A 20,757-nucleotide genomic window follows, 5' to 3' on the forward strand; every position below is an offset into this window, starting at 1 on the left:
ATGCGTGACAAAAAAAAGCCCGCCACCTGGAGGTGACGGGCTCTTGTGCGAATTTCGTGCTAATTAAGCGACGAATTACGCCTGCTGGTTCATCAGTTCGTTGAAGGAAGTGGCTTTTTCAGTCACTTTCGCTTTCGCCAGAACGGCTTCAACGGCCTGCTCTTCCAGAGCGACGTTACGCATGTTGTCCATCAGCTCTTTGTTTTTGCTGTAGAACTCGATAACTTCTTTCGGATCTTCGTACGCAGAAGCCATCTCTTCGATCAGACCTTTAACGCGCTCTTCGTCAGCTTTCAGCTCCTGAGTGCGAATCACTTCGCCCAGCAGCAGGCCGACAACAACGCGACGCTTAGCCTGTTCTTCGAACAGTTCACGCGGCAGTTCCAGCGCTTGTTTCTCGTTGCCGCCGAAACGCTGTGCAGCCTGACGACGCAGAACGTCAACTTCGCTGTCGATCAGCGCAGATGGAACGTCGATGTCGTTCGCTTTCACCAGGCCTTCAATCGCCTGAGACTTCACGCGGTTACGCACCGCGCCTTTCAGCTCGCGTTCCATGTTTTTACGCACTTCAGTACGCAGACCAGCAACAGAACCATCTTCAACGCCGAAACGCTTGATGAATTCTTCGGTCAGTTCCGGCAGCTCGCGCTCTTCAACTTTCTTCAGGTTGATAGCGAATTTAGCGGCTTTACCTTTCAGGTTTTCAGCGTGATATTCTTCCGGGAAGGTCACGTCGATAGTGAACTCTTCGCCTGCTTTGTGACCTTTGATACCGTCTTCAAAGCCCGGGATCATACGACCCTGGCCCATCGCCAGTACGAAGTCAGACGCTTTGCCGCCTTCGAACTCTTCACCGTCAACAGAACCGGTGAAGTCGATGGTTACACGGTCTTCTGCATCAGCAGCGCCGTCTTTGTCTTTCCAGGTTGCCTGCTGTTTACGCAGGGTGTCCAGCATCACGTCAACATCGGCGTCGGTCACTTCAACAACCGGTTTTTCAACTTCGATGGATTCCAGACCGGTCAGTTCAACTTCCGGGTAGACTTCAAATTCTACAGCGTAGGTGAAGTCTTCGCCCAGTTTGTATTCGCCCGGAACATAGTTCGGTGCGCCAGCCGGGTTGATTTTTTCTTTGATGATCGCGTCAACGAAGTTACGGCTCATCAGGTCACCCAGAACGTCCTGGCGAACAGAAGCGCCATAACGCTGAGCAACAACATTCATCGGTACTTTGCCCTTGCGGAAGCCGTCAATACGCACTTTCTTCGCTACGTTGACCAGCTCGCTTTTCACAGCGGTCTCGATGCTGTCAGCAGCGATAGTAATCGTTACACGGCGGCCAAGGCCTTGAGTGGTTTCAACTGAAACTTGCATCTTGTTACCTCAAAAAATCACAGTGCTCGGTCAACTCTACTCCGCAAGCACAGGTTGTTGGCTTCGCGGAACCGGGATGTTCTCATCATCAATCACATTCCCTGTCGTCAGAATCATCCCGAAGACATTCCGAAAAATAAGACGCCGCATTATAGCGGCATCACTTTTATGAGTCGAGAACGGTTATCGCGCGTTGCTGCGGCTTTTTTCACAATTCCCGGCTAATTTTGGTCTGAATACTGTACATCTCGCTCAAAATTCAGACAAAACAAAACGGCCCGCAGGCCGTTTTCACATAATCTGTAGCAACATACTGGAAAAGCGCCAACAGTTGCAAATGCGTTTTTCTACGCGATGCTTCCTGCGCCACGGCAAGGAGGCGATGCGAAGATCGTATCCTGCAATCCTTCCCACTCCTTAATGGTATAGGTATGCAGGGCCAGCGCATGTACGGTTGTGGAGAGTTCTGCCGTTAACGTACCGTAAATCATCCGGTGGCGATTAAGAAAACGTTCGCCAGTGAAGCGATCGCTGACCAGCACAACCTTAAAGTGGCTCTCAGAGCCTGCCGGAACATTGTGACGATAGCTTTCATCCACAACTTCGAGGAACACGGGTTCGAACGCTGCCCTTAATTTTTCTTCTATTTGCTCACGTATCATCATGAAATATCTCCTCCGACAACGCTGAGATGTCACCCATCCCTTTAAATACTAGCCGCTTTTACCGTTTACATTACATCATGACAACAAAAATTTAGCGTTCGTCTGATATTTTCATTCAAACGTATGAAGTTTACTGACTTATCCATTCATTTGGTTGCGAAAACCCGAAGTAAGGTGTACCGAGGGTCAGAAAACAGACAACGCGATGAATTTACATGCGTTGACCACTTCCCCTCGCCGTTGGCAATGTTATGATGGCGGGAATTTTTATCTATCACGCTTAAGAGTCACTGAGAGCCCGAACATGTTAAAGAAAATCCTCTTTCCATTAATTGCTCTGGTTATGCTGGCAGGGTGCGCAACACCGCCGACAACCATTGACGTATCGCCGAAAATCACACTGCCGCAACAAGATCCAAGTCTGATGGGCGTTACTGTGAGCATCAACGGCGCCGACCAGCGTCAGGATCAGGCGCTGGCGAAAGTTACGCGTAATAACCAACTGGTTACTCTGACCGCCTCCCGCGATCTGCGCTTCCTGCTGCAAGAAGTGCTGGAAAAACAGATGACCGCACGCGGTTATATGGTAGGGCCGAACGGCGCTGTGAACCTGCAAATCATCGTAAATCAGCTGTATGCCGATGTATCTCAGGGTAACGTTCGCTACAACATCGCCACCAAAGCGGATATCGCCATCATCGCGACGGCGGCAAACGGCAACAAGATGACGAAAAACTACCGTGCGAGCTACTCTGTTGAAGGCGCATTCCAGGCGTCCAACCAGAATATCGCCAACGCGGTTAACAGCGTCCTGACCGACACCATCGCTGATATGTCTCAGGACACCAGCATTCACGAATTCATTAAGCAGAACGCACGTTAATTTCTGTCCAGATGGCCCGGCGCTTGTCGGGCCTGTAGATGCCCATGCCCAACCAATATTTACGTATTTTTCAGCAACCGCGTTCAGCTATCCTGTTGATTCTGGGGTTTGCATCAGGTTTACCCCTCGCGCTCACCTCCGGCACGCTACAGGCCTGGATGACCGTTGAGAATATCGATCTCAAAACCATTGGTTTCTTCTCTCTGGTGGGCCAGGCCTACGTCTTTAAATTCCTCTGGTCTCCGGTCATGGATCGTTACACGCCGCCTTTTTTAGGTCGTCGTCGCGGCTGGCTGATTACCACGCAGATTCTGCTGCTGCTCGCCATTGCGGCGATGGGTTTTCTGGAACCCGGCACACAATTACGCTGGATGGCGGCGCTGGCGGTTATCATCGCCTTCTGTTCCGCATCTCAGGACATTGTCTTTGACGCGTGGAAAACGGATGTTCTGCCTGCGGAAGAACGCGGCACCGGGGCGGCGATTAGCGTACTGGGCTATCGGCTAGGGATGCTGGTCTCCGGTGGGCTGGCGCTGTGGCTGGCGGATCGCTGGCTCGGCTGGCAGGGGATGTACTGGCTGATGGCGGCGCTGCTTGTGCCCTGTATTATCGCCACGCTCCTGGCCCCTGAACCTGAAGATTCCATTCCAGTGCCTAAAACGCTGGAACAGGCGGTCGCCGCTCCGCTGCGCGACTTTTTTGGCCGCAACAACGCCTGGCTGATCTTGTTGTTAATCGTGCTGTATAAGCTGGGCGATGCATTCGCCATGAGTCTGACCACCACCTTTTTGATTCGCGGCGTTGGTTTTGATGCCGGTGAAGTCGGCGTGGTCAATAAAACGCTGGGACTGCTGGCGACGATTGTCGGCGCGCTGTACGGCGGCATCCTGATGCAGCGCCTTTCCCTTTTCCGCGCGCTGCTGATTTTCGGCATTCTGCAAGGCGTTTCCAACGCCGGTTACTGGCTGCTTTCCGTGACGGACAAACATATGTTCAGCATGGCCGCAGCGGTCTTCTTCGAGAACCTGTGCGGCGGGATGGGAACGGCGGCCTTTGTCGCATTGTTAATGACGCTGTGCAACAAATCGTTTTCCGCCACCCAGTTTGCCCTGCTCTCCGCGCTCTCTGCGGTGGGACGCGTGTATGTCGGCCCCGTTGCCGGATGGTTTGTCGAAGCGCATGGCTGGCCCACGTTTTATCTCTTCTCCGTCGCAGCGGCCGTGCCTGGCCTTCTGCTTCTGCTGGTTTGTCGTCAAACCCTTGAACACAGTTGGGAAAGCGAAAGCTTCATCCCCCGTACGGAATTTCGCGGGGCGTATGGTCTGGCGCTGCTGACGCTAATGATCGGTTGCGGCCTGCTAGCGGTATGGCTGTTGCTGCTGACGATGAACGCCGTGGACTACACTCGCTTCTCCTTCCTGCCCGAACTGCTTGAGGCGGGGGTCATGGTGGCGATATGCGGCATTTTGTTCGGCGGGGTGCTGGATTATCTGGCGCTACGCAAAACACGTCTTGTGTAAGCGGGCAACGTTATTTGCCGTTGTAATAACAGAGCGAAATTATAACGGCTAAATAAGCAGCAGTTGCGAAAAATAATATTTGTTGTTTTGTGCGCAATAGCATCTGGAAATTATTGACGCCTTTTATAGATTTTATTTTCCTTACTCGATTCAGCCAATATAGTTTTATTTTTTGTTTTTCATTTGTCTCTTTGTTGATAATTAATTGTTAAACAATTGTTTTAATTTTACATTGGTTATACCAATTACCCTGCAAGTCCTGCCTTCCTGCCCTCTTTCGTTATAACGTGATGTTGCAACAGGTTCTTAAAGTCAACGCGACATATCCTGCAACATATGTGACATGCCCGGCAGAACCCAGTAACACAGATCCAATCATGTTTACAGTAATGTAACCTTCCCGTAAAATGCCCACACACTTTAAACGCCACCAGGTCCCGTGGAATTGAGGTCGTTAAATGAGACTCAGGAAATACAATAAAAGTTTGGGATGGTTGTCATTAATTGCAGGCACTGCATTACTCAGTGGCTGTAATTCTGCACTTCTTGACCCCAAAGGACAGATTGGACTGGAACAACGTTCACTGATACTGACGGCTTTTGGCCTGATGTTGATTGTCGTGATTCCCGCCATCTTGATGGCTGTTGGTTTCGCCTGGAAGTACCGTGCGAGCAATAAAGATGCGAAGTACAGCCCGAACTGGTCACACTCCAATAAAGTGGAAGCTGTGGTCTGGACGGTGCCGATTCTGATCATCATTTTCCTTGCTGTACTTACCTGGAAAACCACTCACGCTCTTGAGCCAAGCAAGCCGCTGGCGCATGACGAGAAGCCCATTACCATCGAAGTGGTTTCCATGGACTGGAAATGGTTCTTCATCTACCCGGAACAGGGCATTGCAACCGTGAATGAAATCGCCTTCCCGGCGAACACTCCGGTTTATTTCAAAGTGACCTCCAACTCCGTGATGAACTCCTTCTTTATCCCGCGTCTGGGTAGCCAGATTTATGCCATGGCCGGTATGCAGACTCGACTGCATCTGATCGCCAACGAAGCCGGTACCTATGATGGTATTTCCGCAAGCTATAGCGGCCCTGGTTTCTCCGGTATGAAGTTCAAAGCTATCGCCACGCCGGACCGCGCCACATTCGACCAGTGGGTTGCTAAAGCTAAACAGTCACCGAACACCATGAGCGACATGGCTGCGTTCGAGAAAGTGGCTGCGCCAAGCGAATACAACCAGGTGGAATATTTCTCCAACGTGAAACCGGATTTGTTTAAAGACGTCATTAACAAATTTATGGCTCACGGTAAGAGCATGGACATGACCCAACCGGAAGGTGAGCACAGCTCGCATGAAGGCATGGAAGGCATGGACATGAGCCACGCGGAATCCGCTCACTAAGGGGCCGAGGAAGAAAACGATGTTCGGAAAATTGACACTGGATGCAGTCCCGTTCCATGAACCTATCGTCATGGTTACGATCGCTGCCATTATCGTCGGGGGTCTGGCGCTTTTAGCCTTGATCACTTACTTCGGTAAGTGGACCTACCTATGGAAAGAGTGGCTTACTTCGGTTGACCACAAGCGTCTTGGCATCATGTATGTCATCGTCGCAATTGTTATGTTGATACGCGGCTTTGCCGACGCCATCATGATGCGTAGCCAGCAGGCGCTGGCTTCTGCGGGTGAAGCGGGCTTCCTGCCGCCGCATCACTACGATCAGATCTTCACCGCTCACGGCGTGATCATGATCTTCTTCGTGGCAATGCCATTCGTTATCGGTCTGATGAACCTGGTGGTTCCGTTGCAGATCGGCGCGCGTGACGTTGCGTTCCCGTTCCTGAACAACCTGAGCTTCTGGTTCACCGTTGTCGGCGTTATCCTGGTTAACCTGTCTCTGGGCGTTGGTGAGTTCGCACAGACCGGCTGGCTGGCTTATCCACCGCTCTCGGGAATAGAGTACAGTCCGAGTGTCGGGGTCGATTACTGGATCTGGAGTCTCCAGCTATCCGGTATCGGTACGACGCTGACCGGTATCAACTTCTTCGTGACGATTCTGAAGATGCGTGCGCCGGGCATGACCATGTTCAAGATGCCGGTATTTACCTGGGCATCGCTGTGCGCGAACATCCTGATTATCGCCTCCTTCCCAATTCTGACTGTCACCATCGCGCTGCTGACCCTGGATCGCTATCTGGGCACCCATTTCTTTACCAACGATATGGGCGGCAACATGATGATGTACATCAACCTGATTTGGGCCTGGGGCCACCCGGAAGTGTACATCCTGGTTCTGCCGGTCTTCGGGGTGTTCTCCGAAATCGCCGCAACCTTCTCGCGTAAACGCCTGTTTGGTTACACCTCGCTGGTTTGGGCGACCGTGTGTATCACCGTTCTGTCGTTCATCGTTTGGCTGCACCACTTCTTCACCATGGGTGCGGGCGCGAACGTAAACGCCTTCTTCGGTATTACCACGATGATTATCGCGATCCCGACCGGGGTTAAGATCTTCAACTGGCTGTTCACCATGTACCAGGGGCGTATCGTCTTCCACTCAGCGATGCTGTGGACGATCGGCTTTATCGTGACCTTCTCGGTCGGCGGTATGACTGGCGTTCTGCTGGCGGTTCCGGGCGCGGACTTCGTTCTGCACAACAGCCTGTTCCTGATTGCGCACTTCCATAACGTTATCATCGGCGGTGTGGTCTTCGGGTGCTTCGCCGGTATGACCTACTGGTGGCCGAAAGCGTTCGGCTTCACGCTGAACGAGACCTGGGGTAAACGCGCATTCTGGTTCTGGATCATCGGCTTCTTCGTGGCGTTTATGCCGCTGTACGTGCTGGGCTTCATGGGGATGACCCGTCGTCTCAGCCAGCAGATTGACCCGCAGTTCCATCCAATGCTGCTGATTGCCGCCTGTGGCGCCGCGCTGATTGCACTGGGCATCCTGTGCCAGCTGATTCAGATCTTCGTTTCTATTCGCGACCGCGAGCAGAACCGCGACCTGACCGGCGACCCGTGGGGCGCGCGTACGCTGGAGTGGGCAACCTCTTCTCCGCCTCCGTTCTATAACTTTGCCGTTGTGCCGCACGTTCACGAACGTGATGCCTTCTGGGAAATGAAAGAAAAAGGCGAAGCGTACAAACAGCCTGCGCATTATGAAGAAATTCATATGCCGAAAAACAGCGGTGCGGGCATCGTTATCGCCGCCTTCTCCACTATTTTTGGTTTCGCCATGATCTGGCATATCTGGTGGCTGGCGATTGCAAGCTTCGCAGGCATGATCATCAGCTGGATTGTTAAGAGCTTTGACGAGGACGTGGACTACTACGTACCAGTCCCGGAAGTCGAAAAACTGGAAAACCAGCATTTCGATGAGATTTCTAAGGCAGGGCTGAAAAATGGCAACTGATACTTTAGCGCAAACGCACGCGACTGCCCACGCGCACGAACACGGGCACCACGATGCAGGCCAGACCAAAATCTTCGGATTTTGGATCTATCTGATGAGCGACTGCATTCTGTTCTCTATTCTGTTCGCAACCTATGCCGTTCTGGTGAACGGCACCGCAGGCGGCCCGACAGGTAAGGACATTTTTGAACTGCCGTTCGTTCTGGTTGAAACTTTCCTGCTGTTGTTCAGCTCCATCACCTACGGCATGGCGGCTATCGCCATGCACAAGGATAACAAGAGCCAGGTTGTCTCCTGGCTGGCGTTGACCTTCTTGTTCGGTGCCGGATTTATCGGGATGGAAATCTACGAATTCCATCACCTGATTGTTGAAGGCATGGGCCCGGATCGCAGCGGCTTCCTGTCTGCGTTCTTCGCGCTGGTCGGTACGCACGGTCTGCACGTCACCTCCGGTCTTATCTGGATGGCGGTGCTGATGGTGCAGATCGCCCGTCGCGGCCTGACCAGCACTAACCGTACCCGCATCATGTGCCTGAGCCTGTTCTGGCACTTCCTGGATGTGGTGTGGATCTGTGTGTTCACTGTTGTTTATCTGATGGGGGCGATGTAATGAGTCATTCTACCGATCACAGCGGCGCGTCCCACGGCAGCGTAAAAACCTACATGACAGGTTTTATTCTGTCGATCATCCTGACGGTCATTCCGTTCTGGATGGTGATGACGGGTACAGGTTCCCCGGCCGTGATTCTGGGGACTATCCTGGCGATGGCAGTGGTGCAGATTCTGGTGCATCTGGTGTGCTTCCTGCACATGAATACGAAATCTGACGAAGGCTGGAACATGACGGCCTTTGTCTTTACCGTGCTGATCATTGCCATTCTGGTGGTGGGCTCCATCTGGATTATGTGGAACCTGAACTACAATATGATGATGCACTAAGAGCGGCGGTTATGATGTTTAAGCAATACCTGCAAGTAACGAAACCAGGCATCATCTTTGGCAACCTGATCTCGGTGATTGGGGGATTCCTGCTGGCTTCTAAAGGCAGCATCAACTATCCCCTGTTTATCTATACGCTGGTCGGGGTGTCACTGGTTGTGGCGTCGGGTTGTGTATTTAACAACTACATCGACAGGGATATCGACAGGAAGATGGAAAGGACCAAGAATCGGGTGCTGGTCAAAGGCCTGATTTCTCCTGCTGTCTCGCTGGTGTACGCCACCTTGCTGGGTATTGCTGGCTTTATGCTGCTATGGTTTGGCGCGAATCCTCTGGCCTGCTGGCTGGGGGTGATGGGCTTCGTGGTGTATGTCGGCATTTATAGTCTGTACATGAAACGCCACTCCGTTTACGGCACGCTGATTGGTTCTCTCTCCGGTGCTGCGCCGCCGGTGATTGGCTACTGCGCCGTAACGGGCGAGTTCGACAGCGGCGCGCTGATTCTGCTGGCGATCTTTAGCCTGTGGCAGATGCCGCACTCTTACGCCATCGCGATTTTCCGCTTCAAGGATTATCAGGCTGCCAACATTCCGGTTCTGCCGGTGGTGAAAGGCATCTCGGTGGCGAAGAACCATATCACGCTGTACATCATCGCCTTTGCCGTTGCGACGCTGATGCTCTCCCTGGGCGGCTATGCCGGATATAAATATCTGGTGGTCGCGGCAGCCGTGAGCGTCTGGTGGCTCGGTATGGCCCTGCGCGGTTACAAAGTGGAAGATGACAAAGTCTGGGCGCGTAAGCTGTTCGGCTTTTCCATCATCGCCATCACTGCGTTAAGCGTGATGATGTCCGTCGACTTTATGGTGCCGGACTCACACAGCTTGCTGGCTTCGGTCTGGTAACACCCGCCCCGCAACAAATCTTCTGCCGGATGGAGGCTTACGCCTTATCCGGCATTTTATTGCCTGATAAAATCCCCCTCACAAACGCAACATTTGTTCATTAAGCACGTATTTACCCCACCCGTTTACCGCTTTACACTAGTCGCGGATTTTATACAGAGGTGGGAATGAACGATTACAAAATGACGCCGGGTGAGTTGCGCGCCACCTGGGGTTTAGGGACTGTATTTTCTTTGCGCATGCTTGGCATGTTTATGGTCCTGCCGGTTCTGACCACCTATGGTATGGCGCTTCAGGGCGCCAGCGAAGCCTTGATCGGAATTGCTATCGGTATTTACGGCCTGGCGCAAGCCGTTTTCCAGATCCCCTTTGGGTTACTCTCAGACCGTGTCGGGCGTAAGCCGTTGATTATCGGCGGTCTGGCCGTGTTCGTGCTGGGTAGCGTGATCGCCGCGCTGTCTGACTCCATCTGGGGGATTATTCTTGGCCGCGCGCTGCAAGGCTCCGGCGCAATCGCCGCCGCCGTCATGGCGCTGCTGTCTGACTTAACCCGCGAGCAAAACCGAACCAAAGCGATGGCGTTTATCGGCGTCAGTTTTGGTATTACCTTCGCCATTGCGATGGTGCTTGGGCCGATCGTCACCCACAAACTGGGGCTGAACGCCCTGTTCTGGATGATTGCCGCACTCGCCGCGCTCGGCATCGCCCTGACCGTTTGGGTTGTCCCCAACAGCACAACCCACGTATTGAACCGTGAATCCGGCATGGTGAAAGGCAGTTTCAGCAAAGTGCTGGCCGAACCTAAGCTGTTGAAGCTTAACTTCGGCATCATGTGTCTGCATATTCTGCTGATGTCGACCTTCGTCGCCCTCCCCGGCCAGCTTGCCGCTGCCGGTTTCCCCGCCGCCGAGCACTGGAAAATTTATCTGGTCACAATGCTGATCTCATTTGGCTCCGTAGTCCCGTTCATTATCTACGCCGAAGTCAAACGCCGGATGAAGCGGGTCTTTCTGCTGTGCGTCGCGTTGATATTGATTGCCGAAGTCGTGCTGTGGGGCGCAGGCGTGCACTTCTGGGGATTAATTGCCGGGGTACAGCTGTTCTTCCTCGCTTTTAACCTGATGGAAGCCCTCCTCCCCTCGCTGATCAGCAAAGAGTCTCCTGCCGGTTATAAGGGCACCGCGATGGGCGTTTACTCCACCAGCCAGTTCCTCGGCGTCGCGATTGGCGGCTCGCTGGGCGGCTGGGTGAATGGTCTGTTCGGCGGTCAGGCGGTATTTCTGGCTGGCGCATTGCTGACCGTCGTCTGGCTGGCGGTAGCAAGTACGATGAAAGAACCGCCGTATGTCAGCAGCTTACGCGTGGAAATTCCGCCGGAGATTGCCGCCGATGACGCGCTGAAACAGCGTTTGCTGGCGACTGAAGGTGTGAGTGAGGTACTGATCGCAGAGAAAGAGCATTCCGCCTATGTGAAGATCGACAGCAAAGTGACCAACCGTTTTGAGGTTGAGCAGGCGATCAGGCTGGCGTGAGAAGTGCCGGATGGCGGCTACCGCCTTATCCGGCCTACAAGACCGCATTGTCCGTAGGCCGGATAAGCGCAGCGCCATCAGGCATCACAACTTAATCGCGGAAGTTTTTGAACTGGAACGGCTGTCCCAAATCCCCGCCGCGCACCAGCGCCATGACGGATTGCAGATCGTCACGGGATTTTCCGGTCACACGGATCTCTTCCCCCTGAATTTGCGCCTGCACTTTCAGCTTGCTGTCTTTAATCAGCTTCACGATCTTCTTCTGAACCGCGCTTTCAATGCCCTGCTTCAGCTTTGCTTCCACAAACCAGGTTTTACCGCTGTGGACAAATGCTTCCGGCACATCCAGCGAACTGCCTTCAATGCCGCGCTTGAGCAGCTTCGCGCGCAGAATATCCAGCAGCTGATTCACCTGGAAATCCGATTCGCTCAGTACTTTGATGGTTTTGTTCGCGTCGTTTAATTCAAACGTGGCCTCAACGCCACGAAAATCAAAGCGTGATTCAACTTCGCGAGTCGCATTATCTACTGCGTTACGCGCTTCCTGAAGATCGACTTCAGAGACAATATCGAAAGATGGCATCTTTTCCTCTCCCTTCGTTTTTGATGCGAAGCATAATACCCGTAACGAGACATAACGAGAAGCTTAGCTGATGGCGCTATACTTAGGCCATAACACCTGGCGCTGTTGCAGGTGAGGAGGAACAATGAAAATTACCGTACTGGGATGCGGAGCCTTAGGGCAACTTTGGCTTACAGCGCTGTGCAAACATGGACATGAAGTACAGGGTTGGCTGCGCGTACCGCAACCCTATTGCAGCGTGAATCTGATAGAGACGGACGGTTCAATATTTAACGAATCCCTGACGGCGAACGATCCTGATTTTCTGGCCAACAGCGATCTGCTGCTGGTCACGCTGAAAGCCTGGCAGGTCTACGATGCCGTAAGAGGTCTGGTCGCCATTCTGCCTGAAACCACGCCGATCCTGCTGATTCACAACGGGATGGGCACAATCGAAGAGTTGCAAAACATCCCGCAGCCGTTACTGATGGGTACCACGACGCATGCCGCCAGACGCGACGGGAATGTCATCATTCATGTCGCCAACGGCACTACCCATATTGGCCCGGCGCGTGAGCAGGACGGGGACTACAGCTATCTGGCCGATATTTTGCAGGGAGTGCTGCCTGACGTCGCCTGGCACAACAACATTCGCGCAGAGATGTGGCGCAAACTGGCGGTAAACTGTGTGATTAATCCCCTTACCGCGCTATGGGACTGCCCCAACGGCGAATTACGCCACCACCCGGAAGCGGTAATGGCGATATGCCAGGAGGTCGCTGCGGTTATCGAGCGCGAAGGACACCATACGTCGGCGGACGATTTACGTTATTATGTCGATCAAGTGATTGAGAGTACGGCAGAAAATATCTCGTCTATGTTGCAGGACATGCGTGCCCTGCGTCATACCGAGATCGACTATATTACGGGTTATTTATTAAAACGCGCCCGCGCGCATGGCATCGCCGTCCCGGAAAATGCCCGTCTGTTTGAAATGGTAAAGCGAAAGGAGAGTGAGTATGAGCGCATCGGCACTGGTATGCCTCGCCCCTGGTAGTGAAGAGACCGAAGCAGTCACCACTATCGATCTGCTGGTTCGTGGCGGTATTCAGGTCACGACCGCGAGCGTCGCCAGCGACGGAAATCTCACCATAGTCTGTTCGCGTGGCGTAAAACTGCTGGCGGATGCGCCGCTGGTCGAGGTGGCCGACGGCGATTACGACATCATTGTATTGCCTGGCGGCATTAAGGGCGCGGAGTGTTTTCGCGACAGCCCGTTGCTGGTCGAAACCGTTAAGCAGTTCCACCGTTCCGGGCGTATTGTCGCCGCGATTTGCGCAGCGGCCGCCACGGTTCTCGTTCCGCACGATATCTTTCCCATCGGCAACATGACCGGCTTCCCGGCGTTGAAAGACAACATTCCCGCCGAACAGTGGCAGGATAAACGTGTGGTGTGGGACCCGCGCGTGAAGCTGCTGACCAGCCAGGCGCCAGGGACGTCGATTGACTTCGGACTGAAAATTATCGATCTGCTGGTTGGCCGTGAAAAAGCCCATGAAGTGGCGTCACAGCTGGTGATGGCGGCGGGAATTTATAATTACTACGAATAGCGCCGGATGGCGGTGCGTAGGCCGGATAAGGCGGTTACGCCGTCATCCGGCAATACGTTGCGCCTGATAGCGCGATGCTTATCAGGCCTGCAATCGTGCTAACAATTACGGACGATACACCTTCACATTCTGGAAGCCCTGCTCACGCAGATAGAGCGCCTGCAAACGGCTCATCACGCCGCGCTCACACCACAGCAGCCAGGTTTTGCTCTGGTCGAGATCGCCAAACTTCGTGCTCAGCTTGTAGAACGGCAGAGAAACCACATCCACGCCTTCGATTTTCAGCGGTTTGTCATCCTGCTCATCAACGGAGCGAATATCCAGAATCACGTCGTTCGGGCCAAAGCCGCTGACGGTTTCCACTTCCACCACGTCCTGCCCGGTCTGTTGGGCGATTTCGCGAATATCGACATTGCTCGCTTCCTCAACCACTTTATCGAGAATGCTAAAGTCGAAGTGCTCTTCTTCCGCTTCAATCTTCGCCTTGATCGCTTTCACCGTCGGGCTTTTCGAGATAACGCCGCAGTATTCCGGCATCGTGCGGGCAAAATCTTCCGTACCAATCTGGCGCGCCAGGTTGATGATGTGCTCTTTGTCGTAAGAGATCAGCGGGCGCAGGATCAGCGTATCGGAAACGTTGTCGATAAGACGCAGGTTAGTCAGCGTCTGGCTGGAAACCTGCCCCAGCGCTTCACCCGTCACCAGCGCCTGTACGCCGTAGCGCTCCGCCACTTTCGACGCCGCGCGCACCATCATGCGCTTCAGCACCACGCCCATCTGACCGTCATCGACTTTTTCGAGGATCTCGCCGACCACCGGTTCAAAGTTGATGGCGACAAAACGCACGCGATGCGAACTGCCAAAGCGGTTCCACAGGTAATGCGCCACCTGACGAACGCCGATTTCATGCGCCGCGCCGCCGAGGTTAAAGAAGCAGTAGTGTACGCGGCAGCCGCGACGCATCAGCATATAGCTGGAAACGCCGGAGTCAAAACCGCCGGAGATCAGCGACAGGACATCTTCCTGGGTGCCGATCGGGAAACCGCCGATACCTTCGTAACGGCCTTTAATCAGCAGCAGACGATCGTCTTCCACTTCCAGATGTACCGTCACATCCGGGTTGGTCAGCTTCACGCGCGCCGATTCAATATGCTGATTTAAACCGCCGCCGACGTAACGTTCCACCTCAATGGAGCTAAACTCATGCTTACCACGACGTTTAACGCGCACACAGAAGGTTTTGCCCTCAAGCCGATCGCGATACTGCACCAGCGCTTTCTCAAAGATATCGTGCATATCAGTGAACGGCACATCTTCGACTTCGAGAATATGGTGGATGCCCGGAATACGGGTCAGCGCGTCGCGAATCGCCAGGCGTTGATTTTCATCTCTGGCGCGAACTTCAATGTTATCCCAGTGGCGAACAACGGCGAGGGTCTCATCGTAGTGCTTTAACACGTTACGGATGTTCCCGGTCAGAATTTTTATAAAGCGCAAACGCACAGATTGGCTTTTGATAGTGATTTCCGGGAACAATTTAATGATAAACTTCATGGCGGCAATGGTTCTTAAGCAAGCATCAAGGCTTGTCGTGGAGAAAAGAGTACAGCAGCCCATACATGGAGCTGCATCCAGGCGCGGAAGTATACCACCATCATGGTCGTCCTGTGCACATTGCGCGTTATTTGATAATTGCTCTGAGTCCGTTACCATATCAGAGCTGAAAATATTGAGAGTCAGATATTCATTATGCCGAAGAAAAATGAGGCGCCCGCCAGCTTTGAAACAGCGCTGAGCGAGCTGGAACAGATTGTTACCCGTCTGGAAAGCGGCGACCTGCCGCTGGAAGAGGCGCTGAACGAATTTGAACGTGGCGTGCAGCTGGCGCGTCAGGGGCAGGCAAAGTTGCAACAGGCCGAGCAGCGTGTGCAGATTCTGCTGTCTGACAATGAAGATGCATCTCCTGAGCCTTTTACACCGGATAATGAGTAAATGGATTTTTCGCAGCAGCTACAGGCCTGCGTCGAGCAGGCCAACCAGGCGCTGAGCCGTTTTATCGCACCACTGCCCTTTCAGAACACTCCCGTGGTCGAAACCATGCAGTATGGCGCATTATTAGGCGGTAAACGTCTGCGCCCGTTCCTGGTTTACGCAACGGGCAGGATGTTTGGCGTAAGCCTGTCCACGCTGGATGCTCCGGCAGCCGCCGTTGAATGCATTCACGCTTATTCGTTGATTCATGACGATTTACCCGCGATGGACGACGACGACCTGCGTCGCGGTCTGCCGACCTGCCACGTCAAATTTGGCGAAGCGAATGCCATTCTGGCCGGAGATGCCCTGCAAACGCTGGCGTTTTCTATCATCAGTGATGCCCCGATGCCGGAAGTGGCCGACCGCGACCGCATTGCTATGATTTCTGAACTGGCGAACGCCAGCGGCATCGCCGGAATGTGCGGTGGCCAGGCGTTGGATCTTGCTGCCGAAGGGAAACAGGTGCCGCTGGAGGCGCTGGAGCGTATCCATCGTCATAAAACGGGCGCGCTGATTCGCGCTGCGGTTCGTCTTGGCGCGCTAAGTGCCGGAGAAAACGGACGAAACGCCTTGCCGATACTCGATAAGTACGCAGAAAGTATCGGCCTTGCCTTCCAGGTCCAGGATGACATTCTGGATGTGGTGGGCGATACTGCAACGTTGGGTAAACGTCAGGGTGCTGACCAGCAACTTGGCAAAAGTACCTACCCTGCACTTCTGGGCCTTGAGCAAGCCCGGAATAAAGCCCGGGATCTGATCGAAGACGCCCGTCAGTCGTTAACGCAGCTGGCAGACCTCTCACTCGATACCTCGGCACTGGAAGCGCTAGCGGACTACATAATCCAGCGTGATAAATAAACAAACAACAAGTCTTACTTAATAGGCCTCTGATGAGTTTTGATATAGCCAAATACCCGACCCTGGCACTGGTCGACTCCACTTCGGAGTTACGCCTGCTACCAAAAGAGAGTCTGCCGAAACTCTGCGACGAACTGCGCCGCTATTTACTCGACAGCGTCAGTCGTTCCAGCGGACATTTCGCCTCCGGGCTGGGCACGGTGGAGCTCACCGTGGCGCTGCACTATGTCTATAACACCCCGTTTGACCAGTTAATCTGGGACGTGGGGCATCAGGCTTATCCGCACAAAATTCTCACCGGGCGTCGGGATAAAATAGGCACCATTCGTCAGAAAGGCGGTTTGCACCCCTTCCCGTGGCGCGGTGAAAGCGAATACGACGTACTGAGCGTCGGCCACTCCTCTACCTCCATTAGCGCAGGTATTGGCATTGCGGTCGCCGCAGAAAAAGAAGGCAAAGACCGTCGCACCGTTTGCGTCATTGGCGACGGGGCGATCACCGCCGGGATGGCGTTCGAAGCGATGAACCACGCGGGCGATATCAAGCCGGACATGCTGGTCATTCTCAACGACAACGAAATGTCGATCTCGGAAAACGTCGGCGCGCTGAACAACCACCTGGCGCAGCTGCTTTCCGGCAAGCTCTACTCGTCCCTGCGTGAAGGCGGGAAGAAAGTGTTCTCCGGCGTGCCGCCAATCAAAGAGCTGCTCAAACGCACCGAAGAACATATCAAAGGCATGGTCGTGCCAGGCACGCTGTTTGAAGAGCTGGGCTTTAATTATATCGGCCCGGTCGATGGTCACGACGTGCTGGGGCTGATTACCACGCTGAAGAACATGCGCGATCTGAAAGGCCCGCAGTTCCTGCATATCATGACCAAAAAAGGTCGTGGCTATGAACCGGCGGAAAAAGATCCAATCACCTTCCACGCGGTGCCAAAATTCGACCCGTCCAGCGGCTGCCTGCCAAAAAGCAGCGGCGGCCTGCCGAGCTATTCAAAGATCTTTGGCGACTGGCTGTGCGAAACCGCCGCCAAAGACAGCAAGCTGATGGCGATCACCCCGGCAATGCGCGAAGGTTCCGGCATGGTGGAGTTTTCACGTAAATTCCCCGACCGCTACTTTGACGTGGCGATTGCCGAGCAGCATGCAGTGACCTTTGCCGCCGGTCTGGCGATCGGTGGTTATAAGCCGATCGTGGCGATCTACTCCACCTTCCTGCAACGCGCCTACGATCAGGTGCTGCATGACGTCGCGATCCAAAAACTGCCGGTAATGTTTGCTATCGACCGCGCCGGTATCGTCGGCGCTGACGGGCAGACGCACCAGGGCGCGTTCGATCTCTCTTACCTGCGCTGCATCCCGGAAATGGTCATTATGACGCCGGGCGATGAAAACGAGTGCCGCCAGATGCTGTACACCGGCTATCACTATAACGATGGCCCAACGGCAGTGCGTTATCCGCGTGGCAACGCCGTTGGCGTGGAACTGACGCCGCTGGAAAAACTGCCGATCGGCAAAGGACTCGTCAAACGTCAGGGTGAAAAACTGGCAATTCTGAACTTCGGTACGCTACTGCCGGAAGCGGCAAAAGTCGCCGAGTCCCTGAACGCGACCTTAGTCGACATGCGCTTTGTGAAGCCGCTGGATGAAACGTTGATTCTGGAGATGGCTGAACGTCACGAAGTGCTGATCACGCTTGAAGAGAACGCCATTATGGGCGGCGCGGGCAGCGGCGTTAACGAAGTGCTGATGGCGCATCGTAAAGTCGTTCCGGTACTGAATATCGGCCTGCCGGACTTCTTTATCCCGCAGGGTACACAGGACGAGGCTCGCGCGGAACTCGGTCTGGATGCCGCCGGAATTGAGGCCAAAATCAAGGACTGGCTGGCATAATCCCCTCCTCGCTCCTGCTATGCTTAATCAATAACGGGTATAACAGGAGCGGAACAATGCAATACAACACCTTAGGAAAAACAGATCTACGGGTTTCTCGCCTTTGTCTGGGCTGCATGACGTTCGGTGAACCGGATCGCGGCAATCACGCCTGGACGCTACCGGAAGAAAGCAGCCGCCCCATCATTAAGCGCGCGCTTGAAGGCGGTATTAACTTTTTCGATACCGCCAATAGCTATTCCGCAGGCAGCAGCGAAGAGATTGTGGGTCGCGCGCTGCGTGATTTCGCCCGCCGCGAAGAGGTGGTGGTCGCCACCAAAGTTTTTCATCGCGTCGGCGACCTGCCAGAAGGATTATCCCGCGCGCAAATCCTGCGTTCCATTGATGACAGCCTGAAACGTCTGGGTATGGACTATGTGGATATCCTGCAAATTCACCGCTGGGATTACAACACGCCGATAGAAGAGACGCTGGAAGCGCTGAATGATGTGGTGAAGGCCGGTAAGGCGCGCTATATCGGCGCCTCCTCCATGCACGCCGCGCAGTTTGCCCAGGCGCTGGCGCTGCAAAAACAGCACGGCTGGGCGCAGTTTGTCAGTATGCAGGATCATTACAATCTCATCTATCGCGAAGAAGAGCGCGAAATGCTGCCGCTGTGCTATCACGAAGGGATCGCGGTGATTCCGTGGAGCCCGCTGGCACGAGGACGACTGACGCGCCCGTGGGGAGAAACCACCGCACGTTCGGTATCCGATGAGTTCGGCAAGACGCTGTACAGCGAGAGCGATGAGAATGACGCACGGATTGCAGAGCGTCTGACGGGCGTCAGTGAGGATCTTGGCGCAACGCGTGCGCAGGTGGCGCTGGCATGGCTATTGAGTAAACCAGGCATCGCTGCGCCGATTATCGGTACATCGCGGGAAGAACAGCTGGATGAGTTGCTCGGAGCGGTGGATTTGACGTTGAAGCCAGAGCAGATTGCCGAGCTGGAAACGCCATATAAACAGCACCCGGTGGTCGGATTTAAATAATATTGCCCGATGAGCATGTAGGCCGGATAAGGCATGTATGTCGCCATCCGGCCTACAGGTTTAAAACAACCCGATGGGCCAATGGTGCCCAATGAAATAAAGCAGACCGGCGGAAATAACCCCTGCGACGATATCGTCAACCATTATTCCCATTCCGCCGTGTACGTTACGGTCGAACCAGCGAATCGGCCAGGGTTTCCACATATCCAGAATACGGAAAATCACAAATCCGGCGGCAACCCACTGCCAGTCCATCGTAGGGAGCGCCATCAGGGTGATCCACATCCCGATAAACTCATCCCAGACAATGCTACCGTGATCGTGAACGCCCATATCCTTCGCCGTTCGGTGGCAAAGATAAACGCCAATACAGATCCCCAACATCACCACCAGCGAGTAGAGCTGCCAGGGCAGAAATGTCATCAGATACCAGAATGGGATCGCCGCTAACGACCCCATTGTTCCCGGAATAATCGGGCTGAGGCCGCTGCCAAACCCGGTAGCCAGCAAGTGCCACGGGTTACGCAGGCTCAGCCGACTTTTGGCAACATCTTTATGGCGTGGCAAAATGGTCATATCCTTTCCAGTCAAAAGTGACAGGCTTTCCGTCACGCATGAAGCTGATGCCTTCCACATCCGCACTCATTTGTCCGATGCAGGTAAACGGTACGCCAAGATTCCCCAGCGCCACATCCAGCGCGCCACGGTTCAACTCCGGTACAGTGAAGCATAATTCATAATCTTCACCGCCGGAAAGCGCCCAGCGCAGCGCCTGCCCGGGATCAACATGACGGGTAACCGCCTCAGAATACCGCAGCGCATCCACATCCACCCGCGCACCACAGCCGCTGGCGTTAACGATATGCCGCAAATCAGAAATCAGGCCATCGGAAAGATCGATCGCCGCATTCGCCAGGTCGCGCAGAGCTTGCCCCTGCAAAATACGCGGCGTCGGGCGCAGGTGCCGCTTAATCAAGTAGTCTGCGTCTTTCGCATCCGCCACCTGTAAGCGATGCTGTAAAATCGCCAGCCCAGCGGCGCTGTCCCCCGGCGTGCCGGTGATGTAAATCCTGTCGCCAGGTTTTGCCCCGGAACGCTTGAGCGCGCGTCCCACGGGCACATAGCCATGAATACCCAGCGTCATCGACAGCGGCCCACGCGTGGTGTCGCCGCCAATCAGCTGCATATCGTAGTAATTCAGCAGGTCAAACAGGCTGTCGCTAAACGCTTCCAGCCACGCTTCGTCAACGTCCGGCAGAGTCAGGGCCAGCGTCAGCCAGGCCGGATCGGCCCCCATCGCCGCCAGATCGCTTAAGTTAACCGCCAGCGCTTTCCAGGCCAGATCGGCAGGATCGATATCAGTCAGGAAATGGTTGCCCGCCACCAGCGTATCGGTACTGATCGCCAGCGTCTGTTTTTCAGGAATATTCAGGAGAGCGCAATCGTCACCGATACCGGTTTCGACGTCGAGACGAGAGCTTCTAACACGGTCAAAATAACGGGCAATCAGGGAGAACTCGCCGCATGCCATACGT

The 20,757-nt window shown here is 54.3% G+C and carries 20 protein-coding genes; 14 read left to right on the plus strand and 6 right to left on the minus strand.

Features of this window, described 5'->3' with window-relative positions; genetic code table 11:
- Nucleotides 1–75 precede the first annotated feature (75 nt).
- Both tig and bolA read right to left on the minus strand, forming a co-directional pair.
- A complete protein-coding gene (tig, locus tag CKO_RS11595; protein ID WP_012133545.1) occupies nt 76–1,374 on the minus strand; it encodes a trigger factor in 1,299 nt (432 codons plus the stop codon).
- Nucleotides 1,375–1,721: 347 nt separating this feature from the next.
- A complete protein-coding gene (bolA, locus tag CKO_RS11600) occupies nt 1,722–2,039 on the minus strand; it encodes a transcriptional regulator BolA (protein WP_012133546.1) in 318 nt (105 codons plus the stop codon).
- Between the two features lie 304 nt (nt 2,040–2,343).
- Here bolA and CKO_RS11605 point away from each other — a divergent pair, with 304 nt between their 5' ends.
- The 8 genes from CKO_RS11605 to CKO_RS11640 all read left to right on the plus strand — a co-directional run bounded on the left by CKO_RS11605 (nt 2,344) and on the right by CKO_RS11640 (nt 11,232).
- A complete protein-coding gene (locus CKO_RS11605) occupies nt 2,344–2,922 on the plus strand; it encodes a lipoprotein (RefSeq protein WP_012133548.1) in 579 nt (192 codons plus the stop codon).
- A gap of 44 nt (nt 2,923–2,966) precedes the next feature.
- Nucleotides 2,967–4,442 carry a muropeptide MFS transporter AmpG gene (ampG, locus tag CKO_RS11610; protein WP_024130594.1) on the plus strand — a complete coding sequence of 492 codons (1,476 nt, stop codon included), beginning with the start codon at nt 2,967–2,969 and terminating at the stop codon, nt 4,440–4,442.
- A 458-nt stretch (nt 4,443–4,900) separates the two neighbouring features.
- Complete coding sequence (gene cyoA, locus CKO_RS11615; RefSeq protein ID WP_012133550.1) at nt 4,901–5,848, plus strand: cytochrome o ubiquinol oxidase subunit II; 948 nt, start codon at nt 4,901–4,903, stop codon at nt 5,846–5,848.
- A 19-nt stretch (nt 5,849–5,867) separates the two neighbouring features.
- Complete coding sequence (cyoB, locus tag CKO_RS11620) at nt 5,868–7,859, plus strand: cytochrome o ubiquinol oxidase subunit I (protein ID WP_012133551.1); 1,992 nt, start codon at nt 5,868–5,870, stop codon at nt 7,857–7,859.
- On the plus strand, nt 7,849–8,469 hold the full coding sequence (locus CKO_RS11625) for a cytochrome o ubiquinol oxidase subunit III (protein WP_012133552.1): 621 nt from the start codon (nt 7,849–7,851) through the stop codon (nt 8,467–8,469). Before cyoB ends, CKO_RS11625 begins: the two co-directional genes overlap by 11 nt.
- Entirely contained in the window at nt 8,469–8,798 is a 330-nt protein-coding gene (locus tag CKO_RS11630) for a cytochrome o ubiquinol oxidase subunit IV (protein WP_012133553.1), read from the plus strand. Before CKO_RS11625 ends, CKO_RS11630 begins: the two co-directional genes overlap by 1 nt.
- A gap of 11 nt (nt 8,799–8,809) precedes the next feature.
- Nucleotides 8,810–9,700 (plus strand): heme o synthase, encoded by an 891-nt coding sequence (gene cyoE, locus CKO_RS11635; RefSeq protein ID WP_012133554.1) that lies wholly within the window; start codon nt 8,810–8,812, stop codon nt 9,698–9,700.
- Nucleotides 9,701–9,867: 167 nt separating this feature from the next.
- Nucleotides 9,868–11,232 (plus strand): MFS transporter, encoded by a 1,365-nt coding sequence (locus tag CKO_RS11640; protein ID WP_012133555.1) that lies wholly within the window; start codon nt 9,868–9,870, stop codon nt 11,230–11,232.
- A 91-nt stretch (nt 11,233–11,323) separates the two neighbouring features.
- Here CKO_RS11640 and CKO_RS11645 read toward each other — a convergent pair whose 3' ends face one another.
- The gene (locus tag CKO_RS11645) at nt 11,324–11,815 is read right to left on the minus strand and encodes a YajQ family cyclic di-GMP-binding protein (protein WP_012133556.1); all 492 of its coding nucleotides are present in this window, start codon (nt 11,813–11,815) and stop codon (nt 11,324–11,326) included.
- A 124-nt stretch (nt 11,816–11,939) separates the two neighbouring features.
- Here CKO_RS11645 and panE point away from each other — a divergent pair, with 124 nt between their 5' ends.
- Together panE and yajL are read left to right on the plus strand one after the other, a co-directional pair.
- On the plus strand, nt 11,940–12,851 hold the full coding sequence (gene panE / locus CKO_RS11650) for a 2-dehydropantoate 2-reductase (protein ID WP_012133557.1): 912 nt from the start codon (nt 11,940–11,942) through the stop codon (nt 12,849–12,851).
- Entirely contained in the window at nt 12,814–13,404 is a 591-nt protein-coding gene (gene yajL / locus CKO_RS11655; protein ID WP_012133558.1) for a protein deglycase YajL, read from the plus strand. The genes panE and yajL overlap by 38 nt, the downstream gene beginning before the upstream one ends.
- Nucleotides 13,405–13,509: 105 nt before the next feature.
- Here yajL and thiI read toward each other — a convergent pair whose 3' ends face one another.
- A complete protein-coding gene (thiI, locus tag CKO_RS11660; RefSeq protein WP_012133559.1) occupies nt 13,510–14,958 on the minus strand; it encodes a tRNA uracil 4-sulfurtransferase ThiI in 1,449 nt (482 codons plus the stop codon).
- Between the two features lie 195 nt (nt 14,959–15,153).
- On the opposite strand from thiI, the gene xseB reads away from it, so the two are divergent.
- Genes xseB through yajO form a run of 4 tightly spaced genes read left to right on the plus strand, consistent with a single transcriptional unit; the run spans nt 15,154 to nt 19,222 of the window.
- Nucleotides 15,154–15,396, plus strand: a complete 243-nt coding sequence (gene xseB, locus CKO_RS11665) for an exodeoxyribonuclease VII small subunit (RefSeq protein WP_012133560.1) — start codon at nt 15,154–15,156, stop codon at nt 15,394–15,396.
- Entirely contained in the window at nt 15,397–16,296 is a 900-nt protein-coding gene (gene ispA, locus CKO_RS11670) for a (2E,6E)-farnesyl diphosphate synthase (RefSeq protein WP_012133561.1), read from the plus strand. It begins immediately after the preceding gene.
- Between the two features lie 32 nt (nt 16,297–16,328).
- Nucleotides 16,329–18,191, plus strand: coding sequence for a 1-deoxy-D-xylulose-5-phosphate synthase (dxs, locus tag CKO_RS11675; protein WP_012133562.1), 1,863 nt, complete (start codon nt 16,329–16,331; stop codon nt 18,189–18,191).
- 56 nt (nt 18,192–18,247) lie between these two features.
- Complete coding sequence (yajO, locus tag CKO_RS11680; RefSeq protein ID WP_024130596.1) at nt 18,248–19,222, plus strand: 1-deoxyxylulose-5-phosphate synthase YajO; 975 nt, start codon at nt 18,248–18,250, stop codon at nt 19,220–19,222.
- Between the two features lie 60 nt (nt 19,223–19,282).
- Here yajO and pgpA read toward each other — a convergent pair whose 3' ends face one another.
- Nucleotides 19,283–19,798: a phosphatidylglycerophosphatase A gene (pgpA, locus tag CKO_RS11685; RefSeq protein WP_012133564.1), complete on the minus strand. Its 516-nt coding sequence runs from the start codon at nt 19,796–19,798 to the stop codon at nt 19,283–19,285.
- Nucleotides 19,776–20,753 carry a thiamine-phosphate kinase gene (gene thiL / locus CKO_RS11690; RefSeq protein WP_012133565.1) on the minus strand — a complete coding sequence of 326 codons (978 nt, stop codon included), beginning with the start codon at nt 20,751–20,753 and terminating at the stop codon, nt 19,776–19,778. The genes pgpA and thiL overlap by 23 nt, the downstream gene beginning before the upstream one ends.
- Between the last annotated feature and the right edge of the window lie 4 nt (nt 20,754–20,757).

Origin of the sequence: Citrobacter koseri ATCC BAA-895 (assembly GCF_000018045.1) — a bacterium.
In the GTDB taxonomy this organism is placed as follows: Bacteria; Pseudomonadota; Gammaproteobacteria; order Enterobacterales; family Enterobacteriaceae; genus Citrobacter_B; species Citrobacter_B koseri.

Coding starts and splice junctions, on each gene's coding strand:
- tig (WP_012133545.1), bottom strand. CDS start 1,374: ATGCAAGTTTCAGTTGAAACCACTCAAGGCCTTGGCCGCCGTGTAACG.
- bolA (WP_012133546.1), bottom strand. CDS start 2,039: ATGATGATACGTGAGCAAATAGAAGAAAAATTAAGGGCAGCGTTCGAA.
- CKO_RS11605 (WP_012133548.1), top strand. CDS start 2,344: ATGTTAAAGAAAATCCTCTTTCCATTAATTGCTCTGGTTATGCTGGCA.
- ampG (WP_024130594.1), top strand. CDS start 2,967: ATGCCCAACCAATATTTACGTATTTTTCAGCAACCGCGTTCAGCTATC.
- cyoA (WP_012133550.1), top strand. CDS start 4,901: ATGAGACTCAGGAAATACAATAAAAGTTTGGGATGGTTGTCATTAATT.
- cyoB (WP_012133551.1), top strand. CDS start 5,868: ATGTTCGGAAAATTGACACTGGATGCAGTCCCGTTCCATGAACCTATC.
- CKO_RS11625 (WP_012133552.1), top strand. CDS start 7,849: ATGGCAACTGATACTTTAGCGCAAACGCACGCGACTGCCCACGCGCAC.
- CKO_RS11630 (WP_012133553.1), top strand. CDS start 8,469: ATGAGTCATTCTACCGATCACAGCGGCGCGTCCCACGGCAGCGTAAAA.
- cyoE (WP_012133554.1), top strand. CDS start 8,810: ATGATGTTTAAGCAATACCTGCAAGTAACGAAACCAGGCATCATCTTT.
- CKO_RS11640 (WP_012133555.1), top strand. CDS start 9,868: ATGAACGATTACAAAATGACGCCGGGTGAGTTGCGCGCCACCTGGGGT.
- CKO_RS11645 (WP_012133556.1), bottom strand. CDS start 11,815: ATGCCATCTTTCGATATTGTCTCTGAAGTCGATCTTCAGGAAGCGCGT.
- panE (WP_012133557.1), top strand. CDS start 11,940: ATGAAAATTACCGTACTGGGATGCGGAGCCTTAGGGCAACTTTGGCTT.
- yajL (WP_012133558.1), top strand. CDS start 12,814: ATGAGCGCATCGGCACTGGTATGCCTCGCCCCTGGTAGTGAAGAGACC.
- thiI (WP_012133559.1), bottom strand. CDS start 14,958: ATGAAGTTTATCATTAAATTGTTCCCGGAAATCACTATCAAAAGCCAA.
- xseB (WP_012133560.1), top strand. CDS start 15,154: ATGCCGAAGAAAAATGAGGCGCCCGCCAGCTTTGAAACAGCGCTGAGC.
- ispA (WP_012133561.1), top strand. CDS start 15,397: ATGGATTTTTCGCAGCAGCTACAGGCCTGCGTCGAGCAGGCCAACCAG.
- dxs (WP_012133562.1), top strand. CDS start 16,329: ATGAGTTTTGATATAGCCAAATACCCGACCCTGGCACTGGTCGACTCC.
- yajO (WP_024130596.1), top strand. CDS start 18,248: ATGCAATACAACACCTTAGGAAAAACAGATCTACGGGTTTCTCGCCTT.
- pgpA (WP_012133564.1), bottom strand. CDS start 19,798: ATGACCATTTTGCCACGCCATAAAGATGTTGCCAAAAGTCGGCTGAGC.
- thiL (WP_012133565.1), bottom strand. CDS start 20,753: ATGGCATGCGGCGAGTTCTCCCTGATTGCCCGTTATTTTGACCGTGTT.